15 protein-coding genes are annotated in these 18,300 nt (G+C 70.5%); 8 read left to right on the forward strand and 7 right to left on the reverse strand.

Features of this window, described 5'->3' with window-relative positions; genetic code table 11:
• Positions 1-2: 2 nt before the first annotated feature.
• From melA to ACQPWU_RS46385, 6 genes are read left to right on the forward strand one after another with little or no spacing between them, the layout of a single operon-like run.
• Positions 3-1,298 (forward strand): alpha-galactosidase, encoded by a 1,296-nt coding sequence (gene melA, locus ACQPWU_RS46360; protein WP_433432334.1) that lies wholly within the window; start codon positions 3-5, stop codon positions 1,296-1,298.
• Positions 1,291-2,343: an amidohydrolase family protein gene (locus ACQPWU_RS46365; RefSeq protein WP_433432336.1), complete on the forward strand. Its 1,053-nt coding sequence runs from the start codon at positions 1,291-1,293 to the stop codon at positions 2,341-2,343. The genes melA and ACQPWU_RS46365 overlap by 8 nt, the downstream gene beginning before the upstream one ends.
• Complete coding sequence (locus ACQPWU_RS46370; RefSeq protein ID WP_433432338.1) at positions 2,340-3,272, forward strand: carbohydrate ABC transporter permease; 933 nt, start codon at positions 2,340-2,342, stop codon at positions 3,270-3,272. The genes ACQPWU_RS46365 and ACQPWU_RS46370 overlap by 4 nt, the downstream gene beginning before the upstream one ends.
• 11 nt (positions 3,273-3,283) lie before the next feature.
• The gene (locus ACQPWU_RS46375; protein ID WP_433432340.1) at positions 3,284-4,153 is read left to right on the forward strand and encodes a carbohydrate ABC transporter permease; all 870 of its coding nucleotides are present in this window, start codon (positions 3,284-3,286) and stop codon (positions 4,151-4,153) included.
• A gap of 11 nt (positions 4,154-4,164) precedes the next feature.
• Positions 4,165-5,514 (forward strand): ABC transporter substrate-binding protein, encoded by a 1,350-nt coding sequence (locus ACQPWU_RS46380; RefSeq protein WP_433432342.1) that lies wholly within the window; start codon positions 4,165-4,167, stop codon positions 5,512-5,514.
• A gap of 13 nt (positions 5,515-5,527) precedes the next feature.
• Entirely contained in the window at positions 5,528-7,366 is a 1,839-nt protein-coding gene (locus tag ACQPWU_RS46385; RefSeq protein WP_433432344.1) for a spherulation-specific family 4 protein, read from the forward strand.
• 55 nt (positions 7,367-7,421) lie between these two features.
• Here ACQPWU_RS46385 and ACQPWU_RS46390 read toward each other — a convergent pair whose 3' ends face one another.
• From ACQPWU_RS46390 to ACQPWU_RS46420, 7 genes are all read right to left on the reverse strand, one after another.
• Entirely contained in the window at positions 7,422-8,186 is a 765-nt protein-coding gene (locus ACQPWU_RS46390; RefSeq protein WP_433432347.1) for an SDR family NAD(P)-dependent oxidoreductase, read from the reverse strand.
• 15 nt (positions 8,187-8,201) lie between these two features.
• Positions 8,202-9,284 (reverse strand): alanine racemase, encoded by a 1,083-nt coding sequence (locus ACQPWU_RS46395; protein WP_433432349.1) that lies wholly within the window; start codon positions 9,282-9,284, stop codon positions 8,202-8,204.
• A 243-nt stretch (positions 9,285-9,527) separates the two neighbouring features.
• Positions 9,528-10,286, reverse strand: coding sequence for an IclR family transcriptional regulator (locus ACQPWU_RS46400; protein ID WP_433432351.1), 759 nt, complete (start codon positions 10,284-10,286; stop codon positions 9,528-9,530).
• A gap of 96 nt (positions 10,287-10,382) precedes the next feature.
• The gene (locus ACQPWU_RS46405) at positions 10,383-13,175 is read right to left on the reverse strand and encodes an FAD-binding and (Fe-S)-binding domain-containing protein (RefSeq protein WP_433432353.1); all 2,793 of its coding nucleotides are present in this window, start codon (positions 13,173-13,175) and stop codon (positions 10,383-10,385) included.
• A gap of 95 nt (positions 13,176-13,270) precedes the next feature.
• On the reverse strand, positions 13,271-14,131 hold the full coding sequence (locus ACQPWU_RS46410; protein WP_433432356.1) for a fumarylacetoacetate hydrolase family protein: 861 nt from the start codon (positions 14,129-14,131) through the stop codon (positions 13,271-13,273).
• A gap of 18 nt (positions 14,132-14,149) precedes the next feature.
• Complete coding sequence (locus ACQPWU_RS46415; protein WP_433432357.1) at positions 14,150-15,034, reverse strand: SMP-30/gluconolactonase/LRE family protein; 885 nt, start codon at positions 15,032-15,034, stop codon at positions 14,150-14,152.
• A complete protein-coding gene (locus ACQPWU_RS46420) occupies positions 15,031-15,828 on the reverse strand; it encodes an IclR family transcriptional regulator (protein WP_433432359.1) in 798 nt (265 codons plus the stop codon). The genes ACQPWU_RS46415 and ACQPWU_RS46420 overlap by 4 nt, the downstream gene beginning before the upstream one ends.
• 104 nt (positions 15,829-15,932) lie before the next feature.
• Between ACQPWU_RS46420 and ACQPWU_RS46425 the strand changes: the two genes are divergently transcribed.
• Positions 15,933-17,630 carry a sensor histidine kinase gene (locus ACQPWU_RS46425; protein ID WP_433432361.1) on the forward strand — a complete coding sequence of 566 codons (1,698 nt, stop codon included), beginning with the start codon at positions 15,933-15,935 and terminating at the stop codon, positions 17,628-17,630.
• Positions 17,621-18,268: a LuxR C-terminal-related transcriptional regulator gene (locus ACQPWU_RS46430; protein WP_433432363.1), complete on the forward strand. Its 648-nt coding sequence runs from the start codon at positions 17,621-17,623 to the stop codon at positions 18,266-18,268. Before ACQPWU_RS46425 ends, ACQPWU_RS46430 begins: the two co-directional genes overlap by 10 nt.
• Positions 18,269-18,300 lie beyond the last annotated feature (32 nt).

The following is an 18,300-nucleotide window of genomic DNA, read 5'->3' on the forward strand; positions in this document are numbered from 1 at the left end:
ACATGGCGCGAATCGTCCTCGTCGGCGCCGGCAGCATCACGTTCGCCAAGAACCTGCTCTCCGACATCCTGACATTTCCGGAGCTGTCGGAGTCGACGATCGTGCTCCACGACATCGACCAGGCCCGGCTCGACACCGCCGCGGCCATGGCCCGATGGATGGTAGCCGAGCTGGGCGTCGGCGCGACGATCGAGGCCCACGCCGACCGCAGGACGGCGGTCGCCGGCGCGGACTACGTCATCAACGAGATCGCCGTGGGCGGCCTGGAAGCGGTCAAGCGCGACTTCGAAATCCCCGCCGCGTACGGCGTCAGGCAGACGATCGCCGACACCCTCGGCATCGGCGGCATCTTCCGTGCCCTGCGCACGATCCCGGTCATGGTCGGCATCGGCCACGACCTGGCAGAGCTCGCCCCGGACGCCACCCTGTTCACCTACACCAACCCGATGTCGATGATCCCGTGGTCGGTGTACGCGGGCACCCCGTTCCGCAACGTCGTCGGCGTCTGCCACGCCGCCCGCGACACGCAGAAGACCCTGGCCAGGATGGTCGGCGTGCCGGAGGAGGAGGTCTCCTTCCTCACCGCCGGCGTCAACCACCAGGCGTTCGTCCTGCGCTTCGAGCGGAACGGCGAGAACCTCTACGACCGCCTGGACGAGCTGATCGAGAAGGATCCCGAGCTGGCCCGCCGGGTCCGCGTCGAGGTCTACCGGAACTTCGGCTACTTCCCGACCGAGTCCAGCGAGCACGGCTCGGAGTACCTGCCCTGGTTCCTGCCGCACGAGGAGGAGGTGGCGCGCTACCGGATCCCGGTCGGCGTCTACCTCGAGTGGCTGGCCGACGGCTTCGAGGAGTACGAGGCGTACAAGCGCTCGCTCGAAGAGGGGCGAGGCGTGCCGATCCGGCGCGGCGAGGAGCTGGCCTCGCTGGCCATCCACTCGATGGAGACGGGCACCCGCCGGATGATCCACGGCAACGTCCGCAACGGCGGGGTCATCTCCAACCTGCCGCAGGAGGCCACCGTCGAGGTGCCCTGCCACGTCGACCGCGCCGGCGTGCAGCCGGTGCGCGTCGGCGAGCTGCCCGCCCAGGTCGCCGCGCTCAACCGGACGTTCCTCAACGTCAGCGAGTTGACCGTGAAGGCGGCGCTCGAAGGCCGGCGCGACCACGTCTATCAGGCCGCGCTGCTCGACCCCAACACCTCCGCCACGCTCCCGGTCCGCAAGATCCGCGAGCTGGTGGACGACCTGATCGCGGCCCACGGCGACCTGCTGCCGGAAGGAATCAGGAATGTGTGACGCGGATCTGCCCCTCTCCAGGTACCGGCCGGTGTCGCAGCTGCGGGTCGCGGTCCACGAGATCGCCCGCGCCCGCGTGCCCGCCGTGGACGCCCACATCCACCTCGGCCGCTGGCTGACCGAGGACGGCGACTGGATGGTCAAGGACGTCCCGGCCCTAATCGGCCTGATGGACGAGCTCAACCTGCGCGGCATGGTCAACCTCGACGGCCGCTGGGGCAAGGAGCTGGCCGAGAACATCGAGCGCTACGACGCCGCCCACCCGGGCAGGTTCGCCACGTTCTGCCACGTCGACTGGTCGCAGACGGCCGAGCCCGGATTCGGCGAGCGGCTGGCCGCCCAGCTGCGGAGGTCGGTGGCGGAGGGCGCGGCCGGGCTGAAGGTGTGGAAGGACGTGGGCCTGCGGGTCCGCGACGACCGCGGCGAGCTGGTCATGCTCGACGACCCGCGGCTCGACCCGCTCTGGGCGGCCGTCGGCGAGGCCGGCATCCCGATCGCCCTGCACACCGCCGACCCGGTGGCCTTCTTCGAGCCGGCCGACGAGCGCAACGAACGCCTCGAGCTGCTGGCGGCCCGGCCGGACTGGAACTTCTCCGGGCCGGAGTTCCCGCCGTTCGAGCGGCTGATGGAAGCCATGGAGTCCATGGTCGCCAGGCACCCGGCGACCACGGTGATCGGCGTGCACGCCGGCTGCTGGCCGGAGAACCTGGGCTTCGCGAGCCGCATGCTGGACACGTACCCGAACTTCCACATCGACATCGCGGCGCGCATCGCCGAGCTGGGCCGCCAGCCGCGCGCCACGCGCGAGCTGATGCTGCGCCACCCGGACAGGGTGCTGTTCGGCACGGACGAGATCCCGCCGGACCGTGAGATCTACCGCATCCACTTCCGGTTCATGGAGACCGGCGACGAGGCGTTCGCGCACTCGCTGGACGACCCGCCGCTGATGGGCCGCTGGACGATCTCCGGCCTGGACCTGCCCGACGACGTCCTCAGCAAGGTCTACGCCGGCAACGCGCTCAAGCTCGTGCCGAGGCTGGCATGACCGCGACACTCACGCGCGGCAAGCCGGCCTTCAAGCCCGCGTTCAAGCAGCGGCACAGCGCCGAGGGCGGTCAGGGCAGGTACGCGCTGCTGTTCCTGCTCCCCGCGCTGGTCGGCTTCGCCGCGTTCTACATCTACCCGAGCGTCCGCGGCCTGTGGCTCTCGGTCACCGACTGGAACCTGCTGTCGGAGCCCGAGTTCGTCGGGGTGGACAACTACACCGAGCTGGCCACGGACCCGCTGTTCTGGAAGGCGCTGCTGCTCACCGGCTACAACACCGCGCTGAACCTGGTCGGCCAGCTCTCGCTGGCGCTGCTGCTGGCCGCGCTCATGCACCGCCTGACCAAGTCGGTGGTGCTGCGGGCCACGCTGCTGCTGCCCTGGCTGGTGCCGAACGTGGCCACCGCGCTGTTGTGGTTGTGGCTGCTGGACGCCAACCTCGGCTTCGTCAACCAGCTGCTGGGCGCCATGGGCCTGTCCACACACGGCTTCTTCAACGCGCCGGCCGAGGCCATGCCGAGCGTGGCCGCGGTGACCACCTGGGCCTCGGCCGGGTACGTGGCGCTGCTGCTGTACGCGGGCATGCTGCAGATCCCCGCCTCGGTGTACGAGGCGGCGGCGATGGACGGCGCGGGCGAGATCCGCACCTTCTTCCGCATCACCCTGCCGCTGCTGCGCCCCGTGCTCGCGCTCGTGCTGGTGGTCTCGGTGATCGGCTGCTTCCAGATCTTCGACACCATCGCGGTGGCCACCAAGGGCGGCCCGATCAACGCCACCAAGGTCATCTACTACTACATCTACCAGGAGGCGTTCACCCACTTCCGGATGGGCTACGCGGCGGCCATGGCGCTCAGCCTGGTGCTGATCCTCGGCGTCCTCACCTACATACAGATGCGTTTGATGCGCGCGTCCGACTCGGACCTCGGATAGGAGCGGCTGCCATGCGCGCAGGCCGGATCGTCGCTTGGGCGGTGCTGGGGCTGGCCGTCCTGGTGACCGTGTTCCCTTTCTACTGGATGGTGCGTACGGCGCTCACCGACGCCCATCACCTGTTCTCCGACAACTTCTCGCTGTGGCCGCAGCACTTCACCTGGGCGAACTTCAAGCGCGTGCTCGGCCTGTCCACCCTCGCCGAGGCCCAGGCCGCCGGCGGCTCGGGCGCCTCCCTCGACTTCGTGCTCTACCTGCGCAACTCCGTCGTCTACACGGCGGTCGTGGTCGCCGTGCAGACGCTGTCGTGCGCGATGGCCGGGTACGCCCTGGCGCGGCTGCGCTTCCGGGGCAGGGAGGTGCTGTTCTCGTCGTTCGTCGCCGCGCTGATGGTCCCGCCGATCTTCACGCTGCTGCCGAACTTCGCCCTCGTCCGCAACCTGGGCCTGCTCAACACCTTCGCCGGGCTGGTCGCGCCGATCCTGCTCATGACCCCGTTCACCGTCTTCTTCCTGCGGCAGTTCTTCCTCTCGCTGCCGCGCGAGGTCGAGGAGGCCGCCGTCATCGACGGCGCGGGCGTGTGGGGCGTCTTCTGGCGCGTCGCGCTGCCCATGTCGAAGGGCCCTCTCATCACCATCGCCCTCATCAACGGCGTCTACGCCTGGAAGGACTACCTCTGGCCGCTGCTCGTCGGTCAGGAGGAGGGCAGCCGGGTGCTCACGGTCGCGCTCGGCGTCTTCCTGCAGCAGTCGCCGAACGCCCGTCCCGACTGGACGGGCCTGATGGCCGGCTCGACCCTCTCCGTGATCCCCGTCCTGCTGCTCCTGCTGGTCTTCGGCAAGCGGCTGGCCAACTCGCTCAACTTCACCGGCATCAAGTAAAGGACCCCCCGATGTCCAGCAAGAAGACTCGCGCACTCCTGGCCCTGGCCGGGCTCGTCACCGTCACCGCAGCGTGCGGAGGTGGTGGCGGCGCCGACGGGGGCGACGGGCCCGTCACCCTCAACTACGTGATGTGGGTCGACAGCCAGGTGCCCGCGTACAAGCAGTGCGCCGACGCCTTCACCAAGAAGAACCCGAACATCACGATCAAGCTGAGCTCGGTGGCCTGGGCCCAGTACTGGCAGAACCTCACCACCCAGGTCGTCTCGGGCACCGCCCCCGACGTCTTCCGCGACTCGGTCGCCTACTATCCGCAGTTCGCCAAGAACAACCAGCTCCTGGACATCAGCGAGTACGTCGCGCGCGACAAGGTGGACCTGAACCAGTACCAGAAGGGCCTGGCGGACGTCTGGGTGCGCGACGGCAAGCGGTACGGCCTGCCGCTGGACTGGGACACCATCGGCGTCTTCTACAACAAGGATCAGGTGAAGGAGGCCGGCCTCGACAGCGCCGGCTTCGCGAACTGGACCTGGAACCCGCAGGACGGCGGCACGTTCGAGAAGGCCATCGCCGCGCTCACCGTGGACGACCAGGGCCGCAGGGGCACCGACCCCGGCTTCGACAAGGACCACGTGGCCGTCTACGGCATCGCGCCCGACTACAACACCGGCGCGCTGGGCCAGACCGGCTGGGCCGCCTTCGCGGCCGGCAACGGCTTCAAGTACCTCGACAAGAACCCGTTCGGCACCAAGTACTTCTACGACGACCCGAAGCTGGCCGAGACGATCGACTGGTACGCCGGGCTGATCAAGAAGGGGTACGCGCCGCCGTACGACAAGCAGTCGGCGCTCGGCGGCGACGCGGTGCTGCAGGGTGGCAAGACCGCGATGGTCATGGCCGGGTCGTGGATGGCCAAGCCGTACCTCGACAACAAGACGCTCAACCTCGCGGTCGCGCCGCTGCCGGCCGGGCCGCAGGGGCGCAAGACGCCGATCAACGGCGTCTCCGACGCGATCTACGCCGGCACCAAGCACAAGGAGGAGGCGTGGAAGTGGGTCAAGTTCACGGGCTCCTCGGAGTGCCAGGACCTGATCGCCGCCACCACCGAGGTGCTGCCCGCCATCACCACCGCCTCGGCGAAGGCCCTGGCCGCGCACGAGGCCGCCGGGCGTGACATGAAGCCGTTCGTGGAGGAGGCCAATGCCCCCGGCGGCACGTTCCTCCTGCCCGTCACCGACAACGCCGACAAGATCAACGAGATCATGGACACGGCGATCTCGTCGGTCCTCCTGGGCACCGTCGACGCCAAGACGGCGCTCCCCAAGGCCAACTCCGAAGTCAACGCACTGTTCCAGCAGTAGAGAAAGGGCGTACATGCTCAACCCTCTTCGGCGTGCCCTGCTCGGCGCCACGCTCCTGGCGATCCCGCTGTTAACCGCCACGCCGGCGCACGCCGCGGACGCCGTCCTCGACCAGCAGGTCGCGGTCCCCGCCTACTTCCTGCCCAGCGGCGACTCCCTCGCCTACTGGAACCAGCTCAACACGACGGCGAGCAAGCCCGGCGTGCTCGTCGCCAACGTGGCCAACGGACCGGACAACGAGGCCAAGGCCGCGTACGCATCCGCGCTGTCGGCCGCGCACGCCGCCGGGATCAAGGTCATCGGCTACGTGGACACCGGCTACTTCGGGACCACCGGCCGGCCCGAGAACAAGACGCGGCTCGGCTCGCTGGCGATCGAGGACTGGCGGGCGCAGATCCAGTCCGACGTCAACAAGTGGTACCAGTTCTACGGCTCCGCGATCGACGGCATCTTCTTCGACCAGGCGCAGAACGCCTGCGGGCCCACCGCCGGCAGCCAGACCTGGGTGGACCTCTATCGCGAGGCCACCGCGTACGTGAAGAAGTACCATCCGGGCGCGACCACCATCGCCAACCCGGGCGTCTCGCCCGACGCGTGCTTCCAGGACGCGGCCGACATCCTCGTCACCTTCGAGGGGTCCTACAGCTCCTACCTCAACCGGCAGGCCCCGTACCTGCCCGCCGCGTGGGAGGCCGACTACGACCCCAAGCGGATCTGGCACCTGGTCTACGACGTGCCCGACACGACGGCGCTGGCCACCGTCATCGCCACGTCCAAGGCCAACAACGCCGGATACGTGTACGTGACCAACGACGTGATGGTCAACCCGTGGGACCAGCTCCCCTCGGCCTCGTACATGTCGGCGCAGGTCACGGCCGCCAAGGGCAGCGGCGGCGCCGTGCCCGCGACGCCCGCCGCGCCCACCGCGAGCCAGGTGACCGCCACGAGCCTGCGCCTGAGCTGGACCTCGGCCGCCTACCCCGGTGTGGTCGGCTACGACGTCTACCAGGGCGGCGTGAAGGTCGGCACCGAGGCCAACTTCACGCCGGCGGCGACCACGTTCGACGTGGCCGGACTGTCACCCGCCACCTCCTACACCTTCACCGTCAAGGCGCGGGACCGGGCCGGGAACCTCTCCCCCGCAAGCGGTGCGCTGGCCGTGACCACCGCCGCCGCCAGCGCGAGCGTTCCCACCGTGCCCGGCACACCGGTGGCCTCCGACATCGGCCCGACCAGCGTCAAGCTGACCTGGGCCGCCTCGTCCGACGCCGACCCCGGTGACGACGTGCTCTACTACGACGTGTTCAAGAACGGCGTGCGGGAGCTGTCGCTGCCCGGCGACCTCACCAGCGTCAACCTGGGCGGCCTGACGCTCAACACCTCCTACAGCTTCACCGTGCGGGCCCGCGACACGACCGACCGGGTCTCGGCGCAGTCGGCCGCGGCGGCCGTCACCACCACCAACCCCAGCCCGATCACCGGCGCGACGGCGGCGGTCAGCGGGACCAACGCGACCTACACGGCGCAGTTCAACCTCCCGTACACGCACTACCACGTCTTCATCGACACCGACGCGAACTACCAGACGGGCTGGTCGGTGAACACCATCGGCGCGGAGTACATGATCGAGAACAACACCCTGTTCCAGAAGACCGGGGCCTCGACCGACTGGTCATGGAGCGTGGTGGCCGGCGTCAGCCCGCTGGTCTCCAGCGCGAACGGCCTCTACCAGTGGTCGGTGCCGCTCTCGGCGCTGACCGGCACGGGCAACACCCAGAAGATCGTCTTCCACGGCACCGACGGGTCGCGGAACGACTACGCCCCGAACGTGGTCACGCTCACCACGAGCTGACCGACCTCCGGGAACACGATGGCCACCACGCCCCGGGCGTGGTGGCCATGCTCATTTACATGATGGCCAGTTGGCCGCCGTCGATGACCAGCTCGGTGCCATGGATGAAGGCCGCGTCGTCGGAGGCCAGGAAGGCGTATCCGGCCGCGACCTCCTCCGCGAGCCCGGCCCGGCCGAGGGGGATGTGGTCGCGTTCGTACGCCGAGACGAAGTCCCCGTCCAGCCCGGCCGAGATCGAGGCGTTGAGCGGGGTCTGGATGTAGCCCGGACACAGCGCGTTGACGCGGATGCGGTGCCTGCCCAGCTCGACGGCCATGGTCTTGGTGAGCAGCAGCACGCCGCCCTTGGAGGCGTTGTAGTGGGCGTAGTCGGCCTCGCCGCCCAGGCCGTTGGTGGAGGACATGTTGAGGATGACTCCGCCGGTGCCCTGGTCGACCAGGTGACGGGCGACGGCCTGGGCGACGAGGAACATGCCGCGCAGGTTCACCGCCATGATCCTGTCCCAGTGGCCGGGGGTGATCTCCAGGAACGGCTCGCGCCAGGCCGTACCGGCGTTGTTGATCAGGACGTCGACGCCGCCCAGCGCCGCGACCGTCCCTTCGACCAGGCGCGTGACGTCGTCCTGCGCGCTGACGTCGCCCGCGAGGCCGCTCACCTCACCCAGCGCGGACAGCTCGGCCACCGCGCCGTCCACCTCGGCCTGGTCGAGCCCGCCGAGCACCACTCTGGCGCCCTCCTCGAGGAACCTGCGGGCCGTGGCGGCGCCGATGCCGCTGCTCCCCCCGCTGATCAGTACCCGCTTGCCCGCGAGTCCCCGCATGGTGTTTCCCTCCGTTCAGCGCACCGCGCCGCGGGCGGCGACGCGGAGTTCGGTGACGACCTGCCCGTTCTCGACGCCGTAGGCGACATCGAAGAGGTTGACGGCCGCACAGGCGTGGCTGGGGATGAGCTGCGCCCGCGTGCCGACCGGCAGCTCGTCGTGGTGCCCCGGCTCCAGGCGGGCGACCCCGTGCTCCTCGTTGAGGAAGTCCATGTGCAGATACGGCAGGCCCACGGCCCTGATCCAGCCGGGCGAGCCGACGCCGTCGGAGGTGAGGCACTTGGTGCCCGCGTCGAAGACGACACGCTCCGGGATCGATCTGGCGATCACGGTGGTCAGCACGCGGGCGGCCGCCGTCTCCTCGGTGGCCACGCCCAGGCGCATCATCGCGGTGTCGTTGAAGATGTAGGTGCCCGGCCGGATCTCGGTCACCCCGGCGACGCCGGCCGCGTACCGGGCGGTCGGGGTGGAGCCGACGCTGATCTCGCGCAGCTCGATGCCGTCCCGCGCGCACAGCTCGGCCGTGGCCACGAGGTCCTCGCCCTCGCGGCGGGCGGTCTCGGCCAGCTCGGCCTGGGTGCGCGCGTGGTAGGCGTGTCCGGCCAGGGTGAGCAGGCCCACGACCTCCACGCCCGGGACGGCGGCGATCTCGGCGACCAGGTCGGCGGTCGGCCGGCCCGGCGGGCGGCCCAGCCGGTGCTGCCCGGTGTCCACTTCCACCAGCACCTCCACCGGCGGCCCGCCCAGCCGGCCGAGCCCGGCGGCCACCTCGGGAGAGTCGAGGCTGACCCGCACCCGGGCCCGCTCACGCAGCGCGGCCAGGCGGCGCAGCTTGGGCTCGCCCCAGATGGGAAAGGCCAGCAGGATGTCGTCGATCCCGGCGTCGGCCATCACCTCGGCCTCACCGAGTTTGGCGCAGGTGATGCCGCTCGCTCCGGCGTCGAGCTGCATCCGCGCCAGCTCCGGCATCTTGTGGGTCTTGATGTGCGGTCGCAGCCTGACACCGTGCGCGGCGGCCGTCTTGGCCATCTCGGCGACGTTGGTCCTGACCGCATCGAGGTCGATGACGAGCGACGGGGTATCGAGCTCGAGGTACATGGATTGAATGCACGTCCCCTCTGGAGAAGTTCTCCCAGAAAGATAGCAGCCATTCCGCAATGCGCACTAGCGTTCCGCATAATGGAATCAGCAGACCGGCGCGCCTGCCACGGCTTCATGGTTGGTCCGTACCGAAGGCTGAGGCGTCAGTGACATGGCCGCATATCGCCGGTGCTTGCTGCTCCGTCATGCGGAATCCCATTCCGCAATGTGGCGCCCGAGAGCCGGTCCCTTACGGGCGCGTCACACGTGCTCGGAGACCGACCGTCGCAGGCCCTGGCCGATCTCCTCCATCCTCGCTGAGGACATCCGATCCTTGAGCGCCGTCACGCTCACCGCCGCGACCGGCGCCGTCATGCCCATGAACACCGGGACCGCCACACAGCGCACGCCAGGCTCGTTCTCCTCCAGATCGAGCGCGTAGCCGCGCTGGCGGATCTGGTCGAGGTGGGTGGCCAGCTTGGCCGGGCTGGTGATGGTGTTACGGGTCCTGCCCGACAGCGGGCCGAACCGTTCGGCCCAGGCCTTGACCGCCTCGTCGGTGGGATAGGTCCAGGCCAGCAGCGCCTTGCCCACGCCCGTACAGTGGGCGGCGTTGCGGCCGCCGATCACCGAGGTCATCGTGATCGACCGCACCGCCTCCACCTTGTCGAGGTAGACGACCTCCCCGCCGTCGAGCCTGGCCATGTGCACGGTCTCGGAGAACTCCTCACTCACCCGCAGCAGCAGCGGGCGCACGAGGGTGCGCAGATCCATCGCCTCGTAGAACCTGAAGGCCGTGGCCAGCATCTCGGTGCCGAGGAAGTACGGCCCGCTCGGCTCTGGCTGCGCCGCGAACCCCCGGTACTTCAGGGCGCCGAGCAGACGGTGCAGCGAGCTCTTGGGCTGCCCGAGCCGGGTGGCGAGCTCGTCGAGCGTAACGCCTCTGCTGTGCTTGCCGATCTCCTGCAGGATCAGCAGGGCGCGATCGACGCTCCCCACCGGGGACTGGGCCTCAGCCAATGCTCTCTCCGTTTCTGTTCCGCTTCATGGAATGCTAGCGCGTAATGCGGAACCATGCACGGACCACCACGCGTCGCTCACTCACGGTGGTCCCGCTCAGGCGGTGGCTTGGTCGAGGAGTTCGAGGAGGTGGTGGTAGGGCTTGCCGGTGGCGCGGGTGAGGCCGAGTTCGCAGGTGCGGTTGAGTGAGGCGTGGGCGGTGTAGTCGCCGGCTGTCACGGAGGCGGCTTCGGCGTGGGTGGCCGAGGCGGTCAGTTCGGGGTGGAGCAGGCCGCGGTCGCCGGCGAAGGCGCAGCATTGCCAGCCGTCGGGGACCACGACGTGGTCGGCGATGGTCTGGGCGATGTGGGTGATGGCGGCGTCCAGGCCGAGGCGGGTGGAGGAGCAGGTGGGGTGCAAGGCCAGGGTGGGCAGGCGGCGGGCCGGGGTGGGCAGGCGGGGCAGGATGTGTTCGGCGGTGTAGGCGACGGCGTCGAGCACGTGGAGGTCGGGGATGAGGTGGCGGTAGCCCTCGGTGCAGGAGGCGGCGTCGCTGACGACGGGGATGCGGCCGTTGTCGGTGGCTTGCAGGAGGGTGTCGTGGACGCGGCGGGCCATGGTGTGGTGGCCGTGGGTGTAGCCCTTGGAGGACCAGGGTGTGCCGCAGCACAGGCTCGCGATCTGTTTCGGGGTGTGCAGGCGCAGGCCGGCGCGTTCGGCCAGGCGCTGGAAGGCGGTCATGACGCCGGGGCCGCCCTCGGCGGGGGCGAACAGGGTGTTCAGGCAGGACGGCAGGTAGACGGCGTCGGGGTCGGCGGCCGGGGCGGGGCGGCGGCGGGTGCCGCCGCGGGGCAGGTCGCGGGTCCATTGGGGGATGGTGTCGGGGCTGGTGAGGGCGCGGGCGGATCGGCTGGCACTCTCGGCGAGGCGGGGTGGGGTGGCGGCGGCGGTGTCCAGGGCCAGGTTCATCGCCCGGGTGGCTCCGTCCCAGTGGCGGGCGGCGCTCTGCCAGCCTTTCTGTGCCAGGCTTCCGTGTCGTTCGGCGCGTAGGCGTTTGGTCAGGTCGCCGGTGTTGATGAGGACGGGGCAGGCGGTGGCGCACATGCCGTCCACGGCGCAGGTGTCGACGGCGTCGTAGCCGTACTCGGCTTCGAGTTGGCGGGCGAGGGTGTGGTCGCCGGCGGCTTGGGCGGCGGCCAGTTCGCGGCGTAGGACGATGCGCTGGCGGGGGGTGGTGGTGAGGTCGCGGCTGGGGCAGACGGGTTCGCAGTAGCCGCATTCGACGCACCGGTCGACCTCGGGCTCGACGGTGACGACCGTTTTGAGGTCGCGCAGGTGGGTGTGGGGGTCGTCGGTGAGGACGACGCCGGGGTTGAGGATGCCCGCGGGGTCGCACAGGTGTTTGACCTCGCGCATCACCTCATACAGCTCCTGGCCGTATTGGCGGCGGACGAAGGGGGCCATGACGCGGCCGGTGCCGTGTTCGGCCTTGAGCGTGCCGCCCCGGCCCAGGACAGCCTCGACCATGTCATGGGTGAAGTCGGCGTAGCGCTGCAGGCCGGTGTCGAAGCGCTCGTTGAGCATGAAATGCAGGTTGCCGTCTTTGGCGTGGCCGAAGATGACGCTGCGCTCGTAGTGGTGTGTGGCGAACAGGCCGGTCAGCTCGTCGCACAGATCGGCCAGGGCGGCCACGGGCACGGCGACGTCTTCGAGCAGGGCGGTGGTGCCGGTGGGGCGGGCGCCGGCGACGGAGGCGTACAGGCCCTTGCGGATGTGCCACAACGCGGCCCGGCCGCCGGCCTGCCTGCTCAGCCGCGCCGGCGCGGCCAGCCCCAGCTGCGGGAGGAGCGTCTCGGCGGCGCGTTCACGCTCGGCGAGCAGGTCTGCATGCGGTTCCTGCCATTCGATCAGCAGCGCGGCGTGGTCGTGGACGGCCAGGGTGCGCAGCAGGTCGTCGGCTTGGGGGTCGCTCTGGGCCACCCGCAGGGATTCGGCGTCCAGCAGTTCGACGGCGGCGGGCGCGATGGCGACCAGGTCGGGCATCGCGGCCATGGCCTGGCGCAGGGTGGGGAAGATGAGCAGGCCGGTGGCGGCCAGCGGGTGGGCCGGGACCGTGCGCAGCACCGCCTCGGCGACGAAGCCCAGCGTGCCCTCGCTGCCGATGATCAGGTGGGCGAGGATCTGCGCGGGCGAGTCGTGGTCGAGGAAGCTGTTGAGGCCATAGCCCATGGTGTTCTTGAGCGAGAACTGGGCGGTGATGCGGCGCACCGAGTCCGGGTTGCTCCGGACGCGGTCGCGCAGCCGTTCCAGGCCCTTGGTGAGGTCGGGCTCCAGGGCGCGCAGCCGCTCGTCGGCGTCGAGGGCGCCGGTGTCGATCACGGTGCCGCTGGGCAGCACCAAGGTCATCGACTCCAGGGTGCGGTAGGTGTTGGCGTGCGTGCCGCAGGTCATGCCGCTGGAGTTGTTCGCGACGACCCCGCCGATCGTGCATGCCGACTCGCTGGCCGGGTCCGGCCCCAGCTTGCGGCCGTAGGGGGCGAGGCGGGCGTTGACCTGCCGCAACACCGCGCCCGGCTGCACCCGCACCCGCGCCCCCTCATCGAGCACCTCGATGCCGCGGAAGTGCCGGCGGGTGTCGACCAGCAGGTGCTCGCTCACCGCCTGCCCGCTCAGGCTGGTGCCACCCGAACGGAAGGTCACCGGCAACCCGGCGCGCAGCAGCGCCGCCACCTGCTCAGCACTCTCGGGCACCAGCACAGCCTGCGGCGTGAGCAGATAATGCGAGGCATCGTGCGCCATCCCGAGCCGGTCACTCGCCCGCGTACGGGCGATCCCCGGCACAGCGGCCTCCACCGCGGCCAGAAGGGTGGGGTCGGACGCGGTCAGCCGCCGCGATTCTGGATCGGTCACGCTCATGCTCTCTGGAAAGGCGGGGTTCAGCACCGCTGGTCGATGTGGATGGTCGGGCAGGTCACGCGCTTGGGCGCCGCGTGGTCGCGAGCGCGCTATCGGGGGCCGACGACCTGCTGGCGCTGGCTGCCGAGCCCGTCGATGCCGAGCTCCATCACGTCGCCGGGCTGGAGCCAGATCTGGGGATTGTGGCCCATGCCGACGCCGGGCGGAGTGCCGGTGTTGATCAGGTCACCGGGCTCCAGGACCATGAACTGGCTCAGATGGTGCACGATGACGTACGGGTCGAAGATCATCGTCTTGGTGGTGCCGGTCTGGCGGCGGACCCCGTTGACGTCCAGCCACACGCCGAGATCCTTGATGTCGGCGATTTCGTCCGGCGTGACCAGCCAGGGGCCCGCCGGGTTGAACGTCTCGGCGGACTTGCCCTTGCTCCACTGGCCGCCGCGTTCCATCTGGAAGGCGCGCTCGCTGACGTCGTTGACGACGCAGTATCCGGCGATCGCGTCGCGCGCCTCCTCGACCGAGTCCAGGTAGGAGGTGCGCTTGCCGATGACGATGCCCAGCTCCACCTCCCAGTCTGTCTTCGTGGAGTTGCGCGGGATGCGCACCTCGTCGTTGGGCCCGACGAGGGTGTTGGGCGACTTGGTGAACAGGATCGGCTCGTCCGGGACGGCCTGGCCGGTCTCCGCGGCGTGGTCGCTGTAGTTGAGGCCGATGCACAGGATCTGGTGTGGGCGGGCGATCGGCGCGCCAACGCGCTCACCGGCGAAGTCGCGTACCTCGCCGCGGGCGATCCGGTCGGCCACCGGCCGGGCCAGCGAGGCGGTGCCTCCCGCACCGAAGAAGCGCTCGTCGAAGTCGGAAGTGAGGTCCGAGACGTCGACATAGTGGGTGTCGTCAACGCGGACGACGGGCTTTTCGGCGCCGGGCGCGCCTATGCGCATGAGGTACAAGGGTGTTTTCTCCGAATCTCAGGTGAGAGGGGTCCAGTAGGGGGTGGGCAGGCCGCGCACGCCCACGCGGGCGGTGAACAGGCGGCCCGAGTCGGGGTGTGCGGCCAGGTCCTGGTCGGTCAGGCCCTGGGTGGCGGTGGTGATGACGAGGATGTCGAGGTCGGGGCCGGCGAAGGCGGCGCTGGAGGTGTGCGGCGCCCCGGTCTCCACGGTGGCCAGCAGACCCCCGGCAGGAGTGCGGCATTCGACGCGGCCGCGCCCCCAGTTGGCGATCCACAGGTTGCCGTCGGTGTCGGCGCACATCCCGTCGGGCTTGCCGTCGGTGATGGTGAACGCCTCCCGCCGCGGCCCGGCTTTGCCGCTGTCCGGGTCGTAGTCGCGCACCCACACCGTGCCCGGCAAGGTGTCCACGCTGTAGAGACGGTCACCGGCAGGACTCCAGGCCAGGCCGTTGGACAGCACCAGGTCGGTATCGAGGTAGGTCACACCCGTCTCGTCGAGGCGGGCCAGCATCTCCTGACCCCCGCGATCGTCCTTGGCCAGGCTGCCGATCAGAAACCGTCCGGCCGGGTCCACGGCACCGTCGTTGAGGCGGCTGCGCATGCCCTGGGGCAGCACCCGGGCCAGCTCCGTGCGGCTCCCGTCGGTGCCGAGCCGGGTCAGGGTGGCCTGCTCGGCCACGATCAGATCGCCGTCGGCGGCCACGGCGACCGCGCCCACGGTGCCGTCGAAGACGTGCCGGCCGGTGGCGGCGACAGAGCCGGTCGCCGCGTCGAGCAGACCCTCGTACACGGTGCCCGTGACGATGTCGACCCAGAGCAGGCGCTGGCGGGCGGTATCCCACACGGGACCCTCCCCCAGGGCGTAGACCTCGGCCGAGGCCGGGACAGCGGTGAACGTCATGAGGGATCTTCTCCGGAGGCGATGGCGCGGATGGCGGGCAGGTCGTCGATGAGCGTCCGCAGAGGGGTGCGGTAGGCCAGGCCGCTGACGCTGATCGCGCCGCTGGGCACGGTGGGCGAGGCCGAATACACCGGAACCGCCACACAGTTCACGCCCGGCTCGTTCTCCTGATCGTCGGCGGCGTACCCCTGCTCGCGGGTCTTCACCAGCTCGGCGTGCAACTCCTCGACCGTCCCGATGGAGCGCTCGGTCGGGCGTTCCAGCGTGCGGCCGTTCACCCAGGCGCGGACCGCGTCCTCGTCGCGGAGTGCCTGGGCCAGCAGCACCTTGCCGACCGCCGTGCAGTGCGCCGGATTACGGCCGCCCACCACCGAGGTCAGCCGCACCGCGCCCGCGGGCGGATCCAGCTTGGACCGGTAGACGACCGAGGGACCGTCCAGCACGGCATAGTGCACCGTCTCGCCGTAGCGATCGCACAACGCCTTGAGAACCGGCATGACACGGACATGGTCGGGCCGCGCCTCGTGGTGCGCGAAGGCCATCCGCAGGAACTCGTCTCCCAGCACGTACCGGCCGTGACCGTGCTGGGCGGCGAACCCGGCGCGGCGCAACGCGGCAAGGGCCCGGTGCACCGTCGGCTTCGGGCTCGCCACCGCCCGCGCCATTTCCTCCAGCCCGATCCCATCGGGGTGGCGCGCCAGCTCGGCCAGCACCGCCAGCACGCGATCGGACCCGACGAGCTTGGATCCGGCGTCGGTGTCGGCCGCCGGCTCAAATGGGCTCTCCGCGGACATATTCCGAAGATTAGACCATCGTTCCGGCAAACGAAAATCTCAGTTGACGGCGTAGCCAGCCCTTTCCGAGTGGTTCGCCCGTAGAATCCCGTCAGGGGTGGGCGATGGCGACGCGTTCGAGGGGCACCACCGCACTACTCGCCGCTGCGGCGGCAGGGACGTGGCTGCTGGTCGTCAACGTTCTCGGGACCGGTCAGGGGCCCATCTGGCGGCACGGCCCGATCTGGACGCTCGGCGCGTTGGTCGGCGTCTCCTTCCTCACGGCCGGGACCTTGGCCTGGCGGAAGCACCCGCGTAACCGGGTCGGCCCGCTCATGATGGCGCTCGGACTCGCCTGGCTTCCCCAGCAACTGCTGCTCCACCCCGGAGGGCCGCTGTGGGCGCTGGCGTTGTGCGGCATGTGGGCGGGGGTCGCTTGCCACCTGTTCCTCGCTTTCCCCACCGGCAGGCTGGGCTTCGTGTCCTACCGGGTGGTGACCGGCCTGGCGTACGTCGCAGCCCTCGTGCTGCCCTCGGCCCAGGCCGCCACGTACCTTCCCCTCCCGCTACCGCTCCGGCATTTCACCGTCGCGCTCGACGCCTCCTCCTGGCAGGTGACCGTCCTCATCTCCGGCGTGGTGCTCGCCCTCACGGTCAAACGCTGGCGTCAGGCGAGCGTGGCGCAGCGCCGAGCGGTCGCGCCGGTCACCGGCGCCTCGGTGGTCGCCACGATCACCTTCGCCGGGGACCGCGTGGCCGGCCTCTTCGGCCCGAACCCGCTGCAGGTCCCGCTCTCGCTCGTCATGCTGGGGGCGTTCATGGCGGTCCCGCTGGCGTACCTGGCCGGCCTCATGCGAAGCCGGATGGACCACGGCCGCGTGGCCGACCTCGTCGTGCGGCTGAGCAGGCGCGAACGGCGGGAAACGCTGCGCGACGAGCTGGCCGCCACCTTGCGGGACCCAGGGATGATCGTGGGCTATTGGACGGCGGATCAGGACCGCTACGTGGACGCCGACGGCCGCCCGGTCGACCTGGACCCGGGGCCGGGCAGGGTCGTCACCCGCGTCGACCAGGGCGAGGCGCCGCTCGCCGTACTCGTGCACGACGCCGCCCTCCTCGAGCAGCCCCTCCTCGTCGAGGCCGCGTGCGCCGCCGCGGCGCTCGCCCTGGAGAACGAGCGGCTCACCGCGGACCTGCGGGCCCGGCTGCGGCAGCTCGCAGCCTCCCGGCGGCGGATGTTGCAGTGGGGCGAGGCCGAGCGCCGCAGGATCGAACGCGACCTGCACGACGGCGTGCAGCAGCGGCTGCTGTCGGTGGCGATGACGCTCGGGCTGGCCGAGGCCGGCACCGACCCAGGGCGGGCTGTGCCACTGATCGGCGAGGCCAAGGCGGCGGTGCTGGCCGCGCTGGACGACCTGCGCGCGGTCAGCCACGGCATCCACCCGCCGGTGCTGACCGAACGCGGCCTGTCGGGTGCGGTCAAGGAGCTGGCCGCGGTCTCCCCCGTGTCCGTCACGTGCGACCTGGCACTGGACGAGCCGCTGCCACAGTCCGTGGAGAGCGCGACCTACTACATCGTCAACGAGGCCCTGGCCAACGTGACCAAACACGCCTCCGCGTCGAAGGCGTGGATACGGCTCACCCGCGACGGAGGCCACCTCGTGGCCGAGGTGGGCGACGACGGCGTGGGCGGGGCCGATCTCACGCGCGGCTCGGGGCTCGCCGGACTCGCCGACCGCGCCGAGGCCAACGGCGGCAAGCTGACGATCGACAGCCCACCAGGGAGGGGAACCGTGCTGAAGGTGGTCCTGCCGTGCGCGTAGCGATCTGCGAGGACTCCACCCTGTTCCGTGAGGGCCTGGCCCGGCTGCTGGCAGAGTCCGGGTTCACGGTGGCGGCGTGCGTCGACTACGCCGAGGACCTGCTCGCCCACGTGGGAAAGGACCCGCCCGATGTGGCCGTGCTCGACATCCGGCTGCCGCCCACACACACCGACGAGGGGCTACGCGCCGCGGTCGCGCTGCGGGAGCGGCATCCGGAGGTGGGGGTGCTGGTGCTGTCGCAGCACGTCCGGGTGAGCTACGCGGTCGAGCTGCTCGGCGGCCGCACCGAGGGCGTGGGCTACCTGCTCAAGGACCGGGTGTCGGACCTGGCCGAGTTCGCCGCGGCCATCCGCCGGGTGGGGTCGGGCGGGTCCGCGCTGGACCCGGTCGTCGTCGAGCAGCTCGTCGGCCGCCATCGGCAGCCCGGCGACCCGCTGGGCCTGCTCACCGAGCGCGAGCGCGCGGTGCTGCGGCTGATGGCCGAGGGGCGCACGAACATGGCGATCGCCGAGCGGCTGGTCATCGCCGAGCGCACCGTGGAGAAGCACTGCACGAGCATCTTCGCCAAGCTCGGCCTGGAGGCGAGCGCGCACGACCACCGGCGGGTGCTCGCGGTGCTGCGGTACCTGAACGCGTGAGGAGGTGCGGGTAACCGTACCTCTCGGGGAGT

The organism is Nonomuraea sp. CA-141351 (genome assembly GCF_050944675.1).
Classification (GTDB): domain Bacteria; phylum Actinomycetota; class Actinomycetes; order Streptosporangiales; family Streptosporangiaceae; genus Nonomuraea.

What these genes read in the sequence shown, in the direction of transcription:
- melA (WP_433432334.1), top strand. Translation starts at nt 3, where the DNA reads ATGGCGCGAATCGTCCTCGTCGGCGCCGGCAGCATCACGTTCGCCAAG.
- ACQPWU_RS46365 (WP_433432336.1), top strand. Translation starts at nt 1,291, where the DNA reads ATGTGTGACGCGGATCTGCCCCTCTCCAGGTACCGGCCGGTGTCGCAG.
- ACQPWU_RS46370 (WP_433432338.1), top strand. Translation starts at nt 2,340, where the DNA reads ATGACCGCGACACTCACGCGCGGCAAGCCGGCCTTCAAGCCCGCGTTC.
- ACQPWU_RS46375 (WP_433432340.1), top strand. Translation starts at nt 3,284, where the DNA reads ATGCGCGCAGGCCGGATCGTCGCTTGGGCGGTGCTGGGGCTGGCCGTC.
- ACQPWU_RS46380 (WP_433432342.1), top strand. Translation starts at nt 4,165, where the DNA reads ATGTCCAGCAAGAAGACTCGCGCACTCCTGGCCCTGGCCGGGCTCGTC.
- ACQPWU_RS46385 (WP_433432344.1), top strand. Translation starts at nt 5,528, where the DNA reads ATGCTCAACCCTCTTCGGCGTGCCCTGCTCGGCGCCACGCTCCTGGCG.
- ACQPWU_RS46390 (WP_433432347.1), bottom strand. Translation starts at nt 8,186, where the DNA reads ATGCGGGGACTCGCGGGCAAGCGGGTACTGATCAGCGGGGGGAGCAGC.
- ACQPWU_RS46395 (WP_433432349.1), bottom strand. Translation starts at nt 9,284, where the DNA reads ATGTACCTCGAGCTCGATACCCCGTCGCTCGTCATCGACCTCGATGCG.
- ACQPWU_RS46415 (WP_433432357.1), bottom strand. Translation starts at nt 15,034, where the DNA reads ATGACGTTCACCGCTGTCCCGGCCTCGGCCGAGGTCTACGCCCTGGGG.
- ACQPWU_RS46420 (WP_433432359.1), bottom strand. Translation starts at nt 15,828, where the DNA reads ATGTCCGCGGAGAGCCCATTTGAGCCGGCGGCCGACACCGACGCCGGA.
- ACQPWU_RS46425 (WP_433432361.1), top strand. Translation starts at nt 15,933, where the DNA reads ATGGCGACGCGTTCGAGGGGCACCACCGCACTACTCGCCGCTGCGGCG.